General features: G+C 71.4%; 14 protein-coding genes. All 14 read left to right on the top strand.

Features of this window, described 5'->3' with window-relative positions; all coding sequences use genetic code 11:
• Nucleotides 1–48: 48 nt before the first annotated feature.
• The gene (locus tag O7627_RS34635) at nucleotides 49–825 is read left to right on the top strand and encodes a GntR family transcriptional regulator (RefSeq protein WP_278097645.1); all 777 of its coding nucleotides are present in this window, start codon (nucleotides 49–51) and stop codon (nucleotides 823–825) included.
• On the top strand, nucleotides 812–1732 hold the full coding sequence (locus O7627_RS34630; RefSeq protein ID WP_278097644.1) for an MBL fold metallo-hydrolase: 921 nt from the start codon (nucleotides 812–814) through the stop codon (nucleotides 1730–1732). The genes O7627_RS34635 and O7627_RS34630 overlap by 14 nt, the downstream gene beginning before the upstream one ends.
• A gap of 75 nt (nucleotides 1733–1807) precedes the next feature.
• Nucleotides 1808–2191, top strand: a complete 384-nt coding sequence (locus O7627_RS34625) for an EthD domain-containing protein (protein WP_278097643.1) — start codon at nucleotides 1808–1810, stop codon at nucleotides 2189–2191.
• Nucleotides 2192–2216: 25 nt separating this feature from the next.
• Complete coding sequence (locus O7627_RS34620; protein WP_278097642.1) at nucleotides 2217–3005, top strand: NAD(P)-binding domain-containing protein; 789 nt, start codon at nucleotides 2217–2219, stop codon at nucleotides 3003–3005.
• A 152-nt stretch (nucleotides 3006–3157) separates the two neighbouring features.
• Nucleotides 3158–4237, top strand: coding sequence for a phosphotransferase family protein (locus O7627_RS34615; RefSeq protein WP_278097641.1), 1080 nt, complete (start codon nucleotides 3158–3160; stop codon nucleotides 4235–4237).
• Nucleotides 4234–5178 carry a cyclase family protein gene (locus O7627_RS34610; RefSeq protein ID WP_278097640.1) on the top strand — a complete coding sequence of 315 codons (945 nt, stop codon included), beginning with the start codon at nucleotides 4234–4236 and terminating at the stop codon, nucleotides 5176–5178. The genes O7627_RS34615 and O7627_RS34610 overlap by 4 nt, the downstream gene beginning before the upstream one ends.
• A gap of 34 nt (nucleotides 5179–5212) precedes the next feature.
• Nucleotides 5213–6100 carry an SDR family oxidoreductase gene (locus O7627_RS34605; RefSeq protein ID WP_278097639.1) on the top strand — a complete coding sequence of 296 codons (888 nt, stop codon included), beginning with the start codon at nucleotides 5213–5215 and terminating at the stop codon, nucleotides 6098–6100.
• Nucleotides 6101–6119: 19 nt separating this feature from the next.
• Nucleotides 6120–7007, top strand: a complete 888-nt coding sequence (locus O7627_RS34600; protein WP_278097638.1) for a TIGR03619 family F420-dependent LLM class oxidoreductase — start codon at nucleotides 6120–6122, stop codon at nucleotides 7005–7007.
• A gap of 5 nt (nucleotides 7008–7012) precedes the next feature.
• Entirely contained in the window at nucleotides 7013–7504 is a 492-nt protein-coding gene (locus O7627_RS34595) for a nuclear transport factor 2 family protein (RefSeq protein ID WP_278097637.1), read from the top strand.
• Nucleotides 7505–7820: 316 nt separating this feature from the next.
• Nucleotides 7821–8903: an ABC transporter substrate-binding protein gene (locus O7627_RS34590; RefSeq protein ID WP_278097636.1), complete on the top strand. Its 1083-nt coding sequence runs from the start codon at nucleotides 7821–7823 to the stop codon at nucleotides 8901–8903.
• A gap of 123 nt (nucleotides 8904–9026) precedes the next feature.
• Entirely contained in the window at nucleotides 9027–9899 is an 873-nt protein-coding gene (locus tag O7627_RS34585; RefSeq protein ID WP_278097635.1) for a branched-chain amino acid ABC transporter permease, read from the top strand.
• Nucleotides 9896–10912, top strand: a complete 1017-nt coding sequence (locus O7627_RS34580) for a branched-chain amino acid ABC transporter permease (protein ID WP_278097634.1) — start codon at nucleotides 9896–9898, stop codon at nucleotides 10910–10912. Before O7627_RS34585 ends, O7627_RS34580 begins: the two co-directional genes overlap by 4 nt.
• Nucleotides 10905–11690 (top strand): ATP-binding cassette domain-containing protein, encoded by a 786-nt coding sequence (locus O7627_RS34575; protein WP_278097633.1) that lies wholly within the window; start codon nucleotides 10905–10907, stop codon nucleotides 11688–11690. Before O7627_RS34580 ends, O7627_RS34575 begins: the two co-directional genes overlap by 8 nt.
• A complete protein-coding gene (locus O7627_RS34570; protein WP_278097632.1) occupies nucleotides 11680–12384 on the top strand; it encodes an ATP-binding cassette domain-containing protein in 705 nt (234 codons plus the stop codon). The genes O7627_RS34575 and O7627_RS34570 overlap by 11 nt, the downstream gene beginning before the upstream one ends.
• Nucleotides 12385–12402 lie beyond the last annotated feature (18 nt).

Genomic DNA, 12402 nt, shown 5'->3' with positions numbered 1-12402 from the left:
AACGGTAACATCATTTAGAGGAAGGCATCTCGACGCCGAGGAGAGGTAGTGCAGATTCACCAGCCCCGACTTGCGGAGATGGTCGCTGACGCGTTGCGCGACCGGATCATCGGCGGTCAGTTGAAGGACGGCGACGGACTGCCCCGCCAGGAGGATCTTCTCGCCGAGTTCAACGTCAGCCGTCCCTCGCTGCGCGAGGCGCTGCGCATCCTGGAGGCGGAGGGCCTGATCACCGTACGGCGGGGCAACCTCGGCGGTGCCGTGGTGCACGCCCCCCGGGTCGGCAACGCCGCGTACTCGGTCGGTCTCGTGCTTCAATCGCGGGGCGTGCCGATGACCGACCTGCGCGACGCGATCAAGGGCATCGAGCCGGTCTGCGCCGGTCTCTGCGCCGCCCGGGACGACCGGCACGAGACGGTGCTGCCCGCGCTGCGCGCCGTGCACGACCAGGTGGTCGCGGCCCTCGACGACGAGGTCGAGTTCACCCTGGCCTCGCGGCGGTTCCACGAGCAGCTGGTGGCGGTCTGCGGAAACGAGACGCTCATCCTCGTGGTGGGTGCGTTGGAGTCGCTGTGGTCCTCGCGCGAGGAGGCGTGGGCCCGCGACGCGAGCGCAACCGGCGAGTTCCCCGACCCGAAGAAACGGCGCAGCGGGGTACGCGCACACGAGGCGATCCTTAAGTCGATCGAGGACGGTGACGTCGACCGGGTGCAGCGGCAGGCCCGGGTGCACCTGGAGTCCAGCCTGCTCTACGCCGTGGCGGCCGACATCGGCAAGTCGGTGGAGGCATCCGCGCCGCGGCTGACCTGGAATGTCGGCGCCTGATCCGCCCCCCGGCCCGCCCGGGGCCGAGGTGGACCGGCAGCCGCCGCCCGACCCCCGGGCGGGCTGGGAGCTGCCGGCCCTGGGCGCGCTGCCCCGGGTGGCGGCGCTCGACGAGCTGGTCACCCGGGTGCTGGCGCCGAACCCGTCGCGGATGGCGCTGGACGGCACCAACACCTACCTGCTGGGCCTGCCGGGCAGCGGCGCGGTCGCCGTGGTGGATCCGGGGCCGCCGGATCCGGCGCACCTGGGCCGGGTCCGGGCGGCGCTCACCGCCCTGGACGCGAATTGCGAACTCATTCTCGTCACCCACCACCACCTCGACCACGCCGAGGCGGCGCTGCCCTGGGCGGCCGAGTTCGGCGCGACCGTGGCGGCGGGCGCCGCCGAGGTGGCCGGCCAGGACGGCCGGGTGCTGCGCGACGGCGAGCTGCTGACCGTGGGCGGGATGGCGATCCGGGTGGTGGCCACCCCCGGGCACTGCGGCGACCATCTGGCCTTCCGGCTCGACACCGGAGCGGTGCTGGTCGGTGACCACATTCTCGGGCGGGGCACGTCCGTGGTCACCTATCCGCAGGGGGATCTGGTCGCCTACCTGGACTCGTTGCGCCGGGTGCACGACCTCGGGCCGGCGGTGCTCTACCCCGGGCACGGCCCGGAGCTGCGCGAGGACCCGTCGGCGGTGATCGACTACTACCTGGCGCACCGGATGTTCCGGGAACGGCAGATTGTCACGCTGCTCGGTCGGGGACCGGCGTCCGCCGCCGCGCTCGTCGAGGTCATCTACACCGGCGTGGACCGGTGGCTGTGGCGGTACGCCGAACAGTCCACCCGCGCGGCGCTGCGCAAGCTGGCCGCCGACGGAACGGTTGCCCTCGACCGGGACGGGATCGCCCGGCTGACGGTCTAGCTCTTTCCTCTCTAAGAGTTATAAGATTAACCTCTACTGGGCCGGTTGGTGCCGGCCGTGGAGGGGTGACTCGTGGTGGTGAAGGTCGTCTTCGGGTGGCGCGATCACCCGGCCAAGTCAGCGCAGGAGTGCGAGGACCACTACCGGTCCGTGCACATGAAGCTCGCCGAGACCGCGTACGACGGGGTCGACGGGTTCGTGGCCCTCGCCTACGACCGGGTCCGCCGCTACCTGGTCAACGACCACAACCAGCCCACCCCCCTCGAACGCGAGCCGGACATGGACGCCTTCTGCGAGCTCTACTTCCAGGACGAGGCCACCATGGCCGAGGCGTTCAAGCGGCCGCAGATGCAGGCCCTCTTCGACGACCACGTCAACTTCATGGACGTCGACAGCGCGGCGAACATCCGCATCTACCACGTCGACGAGACCGTCTTCCTCGGTCGTCGGCCGTCCTGAACCGACAAACCCTGGAGGGGACGTCGTGCTCGTCGTGGTAGGTCTGGGAAACATCGGGATCGCCATCGCCACCCGGCTGGCGGCGGTGGGCCACGACGTCGTCGGCGTGGACCTCGCGGCGGACCGCCGCGCGCTCTGGACGCAGCAGAGCGGCCAGCCCGCCGTGGCCGAGCTCTCCGCCGTTGAATGGTCCGAAGTGGACCGGGTGTTCGTCGTGGTCCGGATGACCGACCAGGCCGAGCAGGTGCTCACCTGGCTGGCCGGCCCGGCCGCCGAACGCGGCCTCGCCTGTCACCTCGTCACCACCCTGGAGACCGGGTTCGCGGCGGGCCTGGCCAGGTATCTGCGCCCCGGCCTGCGCATCGTCGAGCAGCCGGTCTCCGGCGGCGCGGCCGGCGCGCTGGCGGGTGCGCTGACGGTGCTGACCGCCGGGACCGACGCCGACTCCGACGCCGACTTCCTCCGCGCCACCCTGGCGGCCCGCATCGTCAGCTTCGACGCGTATGGCGAACCCACCAAGGCCAAGCTGCTCAACAACGTGACCGGGGCGTACAACGCCCGCGCGCTGGCGCAGATGCTCACCATCGCCAAGGCGCAGGGCGTCGATGTCGGGAAGTTCTACGAGGTGCTCCTGACGGCCAGCGGCGGGAGCTGGATGGCCACCGGCTTCCTGGATCTGCTCGACGAGACCCTGGCCAAGGACGTCCACCTGTTGCGCGACGAACTCGGCGGACTGCCGGCGGTCACCCTCGACGACGACGCCGAGCTGATCGCCAGCCTGGGACGGGCGCGAGCGCTGCTCGCGGACCGGTGACCGGCCCCGGCCGCACGGCCCCACCGACGCCAGGTGTCGCCGCGGCGGCTCCGGCGACGCGTGAGGTTTCAGCGGCGGCTCCGCCGATGCCGGGTGTCACGGCGGCGGCTGCGGGCGCCGTGGCGAGGTGGCTGGCCGGGCAGGGTGCGACGGTGCGCGAGCCGGTGGAGTTCGAGGTGCTGCCGGGCGGCCGCTCCAACCTCACGTACCTGGTCCGGGACGCCGATGATCAGCGGTGGGTGCTGCGCCGACCGCCGCTGGCGAGCCTGCACTCCTCGGCCCACGACGTGCTGCGGGAACACCGCGTCATCGCCGCGCTGCGACCCACCGCCGTGCCGGTGCCGGACCCGGTCGGGCGGTGCGCCGACCCGGACCTGATCGGCGCGCCCTTCTTCGTCATGGCGTACGTCCCGGGCACCGTGCTGGTCGACCAGGCGACGGCCGAGCGGACGCTCGATCCGGCGGCGCGGGCCCGGGCCGGAGCCGGCGTGGTCGATGTCCTCGCCGACCTGCACGGCGTCGACCCGGCCGCCGTCGGCCTCGCGGACCTCGGGCGGCGGGACGACTACGTCCGCCGGCAGCTGCGGGGCTGGGGCCGCCAACTCGACCGCCTCGACGAGCCCGACGACGCCACCCGGAACGGCGCTACGCACGACGGCGCGCTGCACGACGGCGCGGCGGGCGACGGTGCGGCGCACGACGGTGCGGCGCACGACGGTGCGGGCCTGGGCCGGTCGGTGCGGGAGCTGTTGCGGGAGGTGCGTGGCCGGTTGTCGGCGGCGGTGCCGGACTGCGCCGAGAGCGTCATCGTGCACGGCGACTTCCGCCCCGGCAACGTCATCGTCGGTGCCGACGGTACGGTCCGCGCGCTGCTGGACTGGGAGCTGTGCACCCTCGGCGACCCGCTCGCCGACCTGGGTTGGCTGCTGGCGTACTGGGGATCCGGCACCGCGGTGCCGTTGCCGCTGCCGGTGCCGACCCGGGCGGCCGGCTTCCCCACCCGGGACGCGGTGCTGGCCCGCTACGCGAACCTGACCGGCCGGTCGGTGGACGACATCGACTACTACGTGGCGCTGGCCCTGTGGCGGCTGGCGATCATCCTCTCCGGTGTGCGGGCCCGCCTGCGGGCGACCGGCTCCGGCGCCGCCGCGGCGGAGCAGGCCGACCTCGCCGAGCGGATCGCGATCCTCGGCGAGGCGGCCGGCGCCGCGATCCGGGCGGCCGGCCGGTGAGCCGGGCCGAGGTCGACGCCGAGCCGGCGTACGACGATCTGCCGCTCCTCGGCGACCTCGGGCTGCGCCACTCATGGCAGGTGTGGGGCGCGGGGGACCGGCTGGGCACCGTGAACCGGGTCACCGACGAGACGGCGCTGCGGGCGCTGGCGACGGCGACCACCGGTCGCCGGATCAACCTGTCCCTACCACTCGGGCTGCCCGATCCGCCGCTGTACGACCGCCCGCCGCTTCAGCACCGGGTCTTCGACCGCAACCGCAACATGGTCGAGGACGAGATCCGCCGGCTCGATCCGCAGGCGTCGAGCCAGTGGGACAGCCTGCGGCACATCCGGGCCCGGCAGTTCGGTCACTACGGCGGCGTGGCCGGCGACGATCCGTCGGTGGCCGCCCTCGGCATCGACGCGTTGGCGCGGCACGGGCTGGTGCTCCGGGGGGTGCTGGTGGACCTGCCGGCCTACTGGTCGGCGCACGGCCGGGCGGTGGACGCGTTCGGCGGGCACGCCATCGAGGCCCGGGAGCTGCGGCTGGCCCTGGACTGGCAGGGCACCCGGACCTCGGCCGGGGATCTGCTGCTGGTGCGTACCGGATGGTTGGCGCGCTACCGACGCGGCGGGCTCGCCGCCGACGAGCTGTCGATGCCGCCGTCGGTGGGGCTGAGCGCGGCCGAGGAGACCGCGCGGCTGCTCTGGGACGGCGGCTTCTGCGCGGTGGCCGCCGACAACCCGGCGGTCGAGGTGCTGCCGGGCGACCCGGCGGTCGGCTCGCTGCACCGGCGGCTGATCGCCGGTCTCGGCATGCCGCTGGGTGAGCTGTGGGATCTGGACGAGCTCGCCGAGGGCTGCCGGGCGCTCGGCCGCCACACGGTGTGCCTGGTCAGCGTGCCGCTCAACCTGCCCGGGGCGGTGGCCTCGCCGGCCAACGCGGTGGCCGTGCTGTGAAGAGGGCCGTGCGGTGACGAGGAAAGGGGACCCGGTGTCGGAACAGTCAGGTTTCGCGCCCGAGCTGATGCGCGGGCGGGTCGCGGTGATCACCGCGGCGGGGGGTGCCATCTGCGGCGAGGCGGCGCGGCTGCTGGCCCACTCGGGTTGCGAGCTGGTCTGCGCCGACATCGACGGCGACCGGCTGGCCGCGGTCGCCGGGCGGATCGAGCGGGAGACCGGGCGGCGAATCGTCACGGTCCAGGCCGATCTGCGTACGGCCGACGGGATGAGCGCCCTCGAACGGGCGGCTTTCGACCGGTTCGACCGGGTCGACGTGCTGGTGAACGGCCTGGGGGAGCACCTGGCGTCCGCCGGTGCCCACGAGGAGAGCACCGAGGAGCAGTGGCAGGCGCTCTACGAGGTCAACCTGCTGCACGTCTTCCGGGCCTGCAAGGCGTTCGTGCCGGGGATGAAGCGGGCGGGCTGGGGCCGGATCGTCAACTTCTCCTCCGTCGAGGGGGTGCGGTCGGCGCCGGCGTTGGCGGTCTACTCGGCGTTCAAGCGGGCCGTCGACGGGTTCACCAAGAGCCTCGCGGTCGATCTGGCCCGGCACGGCATCGTGGTCAGCGCGGTCGCCGTCGACAAGACCCGTGCCTACCAGGTCAACCACTACGAGCTGCCGGCGGAGTACGAGCGGCTGGCACACACCTGGATCCCGGCCGGGCGGTACGGCGAGCCGGCGGACGTGGCGAACGTGGTGGTCTTCCTCGCCTCGCCGCTGAACACCTGGGTGGTGGGGGGAACCGTGATAGCCGACGGCGGCACGTTGTCGGCCGGCGGCTGGTTCCGTACCCCGAAGCGCTGGACCAACCAGCCGCTGCTGGTCCAGTACCTGGAGGACCCGGAGCGGAACGAGACCCGGCCGCCGGCCGTGCAGTGAGTTGGTGGGAGGAGCTGCCGTGAAGATCTCCATGCAGTTGTTCGGGTTGGCCGCGGCGGACTTCCTGCCGCTCGTCGAACGGGCCGAACAGCTCGGCTTCGAGTGTGTCTGGCTCGCCGACCACGTGGTCACCCCGCTCACCTTCGAGAAGAGGTACCCGTACGCGCCGTCCGGCGATCCCGGGTTCCGCCCCGAGACGCCGCTGACCGACGTGGCGGTGACCCTGGGCTATCTGGCCGCGCGGACCACGACGATCCGGCTCGGCACCGGGGTGTTCGTGCTGCCGATGCGGAATCCGTTCCACGTCGCCCGGTCCTGGGCGGCGTTGCAGAACCTCTCCGGCGGGCGCGCGGTGTTCGGGGTGGCGACCGGTTGGATGCGGGAGGAGTTCGAGGCGCTCGGCGTCGACTTCGCCGACCGGGGGCGGCGGGCGGACGAGATGCTCGACGTGTTGGCGCTGCTCTGGTCCGGTGAGCCGGTGGAGTACCACGGCACCCACTTCGACTTCGGTCCCGTGCACTTCGCGGGGGCGCCGACCGAGCCGATCCCGCTCGTCTTCGGCGGGCACGCGGCACCGGCGCTGCGTCGGGCGGCGAGCCGGGGGACCGGGTGGTTCGGCCCCAATCTCGACCTGGCGGGCTCGCTGGAGCTGACCCGGCGGATCGACCGGCTTCGGGCCGAGCTGGGTCGGGCCGACGAGCCGTTCGCGCACTATGTCCGGCTGCACGGGGACCTCGGGCCGGACACGTTGCGCGCCTACGAGGACGCCGGCTACGAGCATCTGGTCTTCTCACCGTTCAACCGGCTGCCGGCGAGCGCGACGACGGCCGACCGGCTGGCGGCGCTGGACCGCGCGGTGGAGGTGTTCGGCGCGGCCTGGCCGAGCACCGGGGCGGCGTCGGGGTGAGCGCGATGGCGGAGCGGCTCGGCCGGCTGGTTGACACCGCCGACGTGACGGCGGTGCTGCACGAGTACTGCGTACGGGTCGACGAGAACCGGCAACGTGCGGTGCTGGACCTGTTCACCGACGACGCGGTCTACGACCACGGGCACGGGCGGGTGTATCAGGGCCGGGTCCGGCTGGCCGAACTGTTCCGGGCGCTCGACGACAACGTGGCGACAAGTCACCACCTGTCGAACGTGACCATCCGGTTCCCGGCCGACGGTCTGGCGCACGCCGACTCGTACGTCTACGCCTTTCACCGCAGACGCGGCTCTGGCGACGAGGTGCACCTGTGGGGCCGGTACGCGGACATTCTGGTACGCACTGGGGCGTCCTGGCGGATCAGTCGTCGCACCCTGTTCGCCGCAGCCGAACGCGGGGTGGCGCCGGACGACGGGTGGCCGTCCCGCTATCAGTTGATCGCCCGACACGATTCTGCAACAGGTGGTTGCGGAATGTGATGGCCGGCGGTGGGCTGGGGCTCGTGGCCGGTCGGGCTGTGGGCGGTGTCAGCCTGCGCGGACTGGCCGTCGAGGGCGGTAACGAGCCCAAATTGTTTCGAGATGATTGCTTGACACAGCGCTATGAGTTCAATCATCGTAAGGATTGAAGTTATTGGCGCGCTACGCGCGGTCTGGCAACTCCTGGAGGCACACAGTGTTCATGGGCAGGAAGCGCGCCACGGCTGCCGCCGTCGGCGTTTGCGCCCTCTTGTTGGCGGCATGCGGGTCGAACTCGGACGAGGGCGCGTCCGGGGACGGCGAGATCGTGTTCGGGATGATCACCGATACCTCCGGTGGCGCCTCGGCGTACACCCCCTACTCCGAGGTCGGCATCCAGATGGCGATCGACGAGATCAACGAGGCCGGCGGCATCAACGGCAGCCAGATCAAGCTCCTCAAGGAGAGCGACGGCAGCCAGTCGACCCAGACCCCCACCCTGGCCCGGCGGCTGATCGACGAAGGCGCTCAGGTCCTGTTGATGAACTCCGGGTCGGCGTCCGCCATCGCGGTCAAGCCGGTCTGCTACCAGCAGAAGATCCTCTGCGTCGCACCGACCAACCTGAGCGCCGCCATCGTCGAGGCTCCGCAGCAGGACAACATCTGGATCCTCGGCCCGACCAGCGCCGGCATCGGCGAGCTGTACGCGGCGGGCATGGCCAAGGCCGGCATCAAGCGGCTGGCGGTCATCGCCGACGACGTGCCGACCATCCAGTCCTACGTCCCGGCCCTGGTCGGGGCGATCCAGCAGGGTGGCATCGAACAGGTCGCCAACGAGAAGGTGGCCACCGACTCCTCCGACGTGAGCGCCCAGATCGCCCGGGTCAAGGCGGCGAACCCCGACGCGGTCCTGGTCATGTCGCTCGGCGGTCAGGCCGAGGTCCTGGTCCAGAAGGGACTGCACCAGCAGATGCCCGGGATCAAGCGGTTCAGCCTCGCCTCGATCGGCAACCAGCCGACCACCTGGGAGCTCGCGGACGCCGGCTCGTTGGAGGGCCTCGTGGTGGTCGGCAGCATCGACCAGGAGAACACCCGCACCTCCGAGTTCGCCGAGAAGCTCGCCGCCGTGGGCGGCCAGTACTCGGTCCTGACCGCGTACCAGCCGCAGGGCTACGACGGGGTCTACCTGATCAAGGAGGCGATCGAGAAGGCCGGCGGGGCCGACGACCTGGAGAAGATCAACGACGCCTTCTCCCAGATCACCGGCTACCAACCGCACTACGGCGGCAGCGACTTCACCATCAGCTTCAGCGCCGACAAGCACGTCGGCTCGGACGGAAACTGCGGCATCGTGCTCAACCAGTTCGACGCCGAGAACAAGCCCAGCAAGATCTGGGACGTCTACCAGGGGACCTGCTGATCGACGGCACGGCCGGCCCTGGCCGGGTGGGCGACGAGCATCGTCGGCCACCGGGCCGGGCGCCGGCCCGGCCGGCGATCAGGCAGCCCCGCTCCCGGTAATCCCGGACAGAAACGGATACTGATGCCCGCACAGCTCTGGGTGTCCATCGTCGAACTCGGCTGCTTCGCCGGGCTCATGGCGCTCGGATACCTTCTGGTCCTCCGCGGCGCTGGAATCTTCATGTTCGCGCTCGGGCCGTTCGCCATGTTCAGCGCGATGCTCGCCTCGTTCCTGGTCATCCGCAACGGGTGGCCGGCGCCGGTGGCGATCGTCCTCGGGATCGTCGTCGCCGTGGTCCTGTCCGGGCTGACCGAGCTGCTCGTGGTCCGGCCCATCCACGTCCGGACCGGCGGTGACGAGGAGCCCTCGATCGTCGCCATCGTCGCAATACTCTTCGCGGTCGAGCAGTTGGCCGGCACCCTCTTCGGCCGGACCGCCCTCGCCGGCCAGCAGTGGGTCGAGCCCGACCTGATCCGCACCGACAACATCGTGGTCACCGGCCAGACCGGGCTGCTCGTCGTGATGACCGTCGCCGCCTTCGTCGGCATCTCGATCTGGCTGCGGCGCACCGGGTACGGGCGGATGCTGCGCGCGGTCGGCGACAACGAACGCGCCGCGCAGATGCTCGGCGTACCCGTCAACCGGATCCGGTTGGTGGCCTTCGCGCTGGCCGGGCTGCTCGGCGGGCTCGCCGGCGCGCTCTTCGCGGCCAAGGCGGGGGTGTCGTTCACCAGCGGCCTGCACTGGTCACTGGCCGGCTTCCTCGCGGTCATCGTCGGTGGGCTCGGCAGCGTCTGGGCGCCACTCGTCGGCGGCCTGGTCGTCGCCGCCATCCAGACCGCGGCGGTCTACTACTTCGGCCACGCGATGCTCGACTACGCGACGTTCGTCCTCGCGTTCATCTTCTTCGCTCTCCGTCCCAAAGGCATCTTCCAAGCGAAGGTCCGGATATGACCATTCAGCAGGACTCGACGGCCCCGACCGAGCCGGCCACCGCGAACCGCGGCGTACGGACGGCGAAGGCGTTGTTCGAACCCGCGATAACGCTGGCCATCGGAATCGGTGCGATCCTCTACGCCGGCCAGGCCAACTACACGGCGGACTACGTCGTGCTCATCTGCACCTACGCGCTGCTCGCCCTCGGCATGTACGTCCCGTACATCATGAGCGGCGGCCTGTCGCTCGCGTACAACGCCTATCTGGGGCTCGGTGCGTACAGCTGCGGGCTGCTGGCGATGCACACCGACCTGTCGTCGCTGTGGGGGGTGCCGATCGGCATCGTGCTCTCCGCGCTGGTGGCGACCCTGCTCGGGATGGTGACCAGCAAGCTCTCCGGGTTCTACCTGGCCGGCGTGACCCTGCTCTTCGGGGTCAGTTTCGAGACCTTCCTCATCGACAACACCGAACTGACCGGTGGTCCGAACGGCATCGCCGTGCTGACCCCCACCTTCTTCGGGTACGAACTCGACCGGTCCGCGTTCGTGATCATCGCGGTGCTGACCGTCTGGGTGGCCGGGATGTTCCTGTCCCGCCTGCGCCGCTCCCCGTTCGGCGTCACCGTGCGGATCAAGCGCAAGGTGCCGGCCGTGGTGGAGGCGTCCGGGATCAGCACCTCGGTGGTCGGCCTGGTCTCGCTCGCCTTCGGCGCCGGCATCGCCTCGATCGGCGGGTCGATCTTCGGCATGATGAACGGGTTCGCCCAGCCGGAGTCCTTCGGCCTCCCGGTGATCTTCCTGGCGATCTTCATGCCGCTGATCGGTGGCCAGCGCACCCCGTGGGGCGCGGTGCTCGGTGCCGCGCTGGTCGTCATCTTCACGTTCCAGCTCACCCTCTTCGAGGACTCCGGAACGCTGCTGTTCGCGATCGCGATCCTGCTGGTGCTGCGGCTGGCGCCGGAGGGCATCCTCGGCGTCCTCGCCGACGTCTACCAGCGCGGTCGCCACCGACTGGGAGGTCGTCGTGTCTGAAGTGCTGCTCACCTGCCAGGGGGTGAACAAGTCCTACGGCGGCGTCCAGGCGGTCAGCGACGCCGCCCTGCAGGTCAGCGCGGGCGAGATCCTCGGACTGGTCGGGCCCAACGGGGCCGGCAAGACCACCCTCGTCGACGTCATCACCGGCCAGCAGCGCGCCGACTCCGGCACCCTGCGGATCCGCGACATCGAGCTGGCCGGACCGCCGTCGAAACGGTCCCGGCGGGCCGGCCTGGCCCGTACCTTCCAGCATCCGCAGCTCGCCCCGGACCTGACCGTGCGGGAGAACATCCTGCTCGGCGGCATCGCCACCGGAATGGCCCGGCCGCTGCAGGTGATCGGCCGGGTGGTCACCGGCGCGGTCCGGCCGGCCACGCCGAGACTGGACGCCGAGATCACCCGGCTCGCGGACGAGCTGCACATCAGCGGTCTGAACCGGCTCTGCGCGGACCTGACGCTCGGCGAACAGCGGCTGGTCGAGGTGGCGCGGGCGCTGATCCGCAAGCCGGTGGTGCTGCTGCTCGACGAGCCGTTCGCCGGTGGTGACGTGCGCGGGGTCGACGGCATGACCCACGCGTTGGAGCGGATCGTCGCCCGCGGCTGCGGCATCCTCGTGGTCGACCACAACGTCGACATCGTCGCCTCGCTCGTACACCGCATCGTGCTGATGGACCAGGGCCGGATCGTCTTCGACGGTGACCCGCAGGACTGCCTGCGCAGCTCCGAGATGCGTCAGGTCTATTTCGGTGGGGAGGAGAGCGCGGATGGCGCATGAGCTGCGGGCCGAGAACCTGGTGGTGCGGTACGGCACCGCGACCGCCGTCGTCGGCCTGGACATGCGATTCGAACCGGGACGCATCAACGCCGTGGTCGGGCCGAACGGGGCCGGCAAGAGCAGCCTCCTGCTAGCGCTCTGCGGGGCGGTGCCGGCCAGTGGCGTGGTCCGGCTCGGCGACCGGGACATCTCCGGGCTGACCCCCGCCCAGCGCGGCCGGGCCGGGGTGGCGCTGGTCCCGCAGGGCCGGCAGATCTTCCCGACCCTCACGGTCCGGGAGAACCTCGAGGTGATGGCCGAGGTGCTGCGGGTGGACCACGCCGCGGTCGACCGGGCGCTCGCCCGGTTCCCCGTCCTGGTGGAGCGGGCCCGCGCCCTCGCCGGCGTGCTCAGCGGCGGGGAACAGCAGATGCTCGCGGTGACCCGGGCCCTGATGGCCGACCCGTGTCACGTGCTGCTGCTGGACGAGATGGCGACCGGGCTGGCCCCGCTGATCGTGCAGGGGCTGATGCGTACGGTTCGCGAGCTGGCCGAGAACGGCACCACGGTGGTGATGGCCGAGGCGTCCATCGGGGCCATCCGGGGCGACATCGACAGCGGGGTGATCCTGCTGCGCGGCGAGGTGGTCGCGAGCGCCGACGACGGGGATCAGCTCGACAGCATCTACCGCAGCCGGATGGGCATGGTCGCCTGACCACGGGCGCCACATCTT

Origin of the sequence: Solwaraspora sp. WMMD1047 (assembly GCF_029626155.1) — a bacterium.
Lineage (GTDB): Bacteria > Actinomycetota > Actinomycetes > Mycobacteriales > Micromonosporaceae > WMMD1047.
This window is presented reverse-complemented; position numbering and strand designations above follow the sequence as displayed.

Bases quoted from the DNA above. Each gene is read 5' to 3' on its own strand.
- O7627_RS34630 (WP_278097644.1), top strand. From the start codon at position 812: ATGTCGGCGCCTGATCCGCCCCCCGGCCCGCCCGGGGCCGAGGTGGAC.
- O7627_RS34595 (WP_278097637.1), top strand. From the start codon at position 7,013: ATGGCGGAGCGGCTCGGCCGGCTGGTTGACACCGCCGACGTGACGGCG.
- O7627_RS34590 (WP_278097636.1), top strand. From the start codon at position 7,821: ATGATCACCGATACCTCCGGTGGCGCCTCGGCGTACACCCCCTACTCC.
- O7627_RS34585 (WP_278097635.1), top strand. From the start codon at position 9,027: ATGCCCGCACAGCTCTGGGTGTCCATCGTCGAACTCGGCTGCTTCGCC.
- O7627_RS34580 (WP_278097634.1), top strand. From the start codon at position 9,896: ATGACCATTCAGCAGGACTCGACGGCCCCGACCGAGCCGGCCACCGCG.
- O7627_RS34570 (WP_278097632.1), top strand. From the start codon at position 11,680: ATGGCGCATGAGCTGCGGGCCGAGAACCTGGTGGTGCGGTACGGCACC.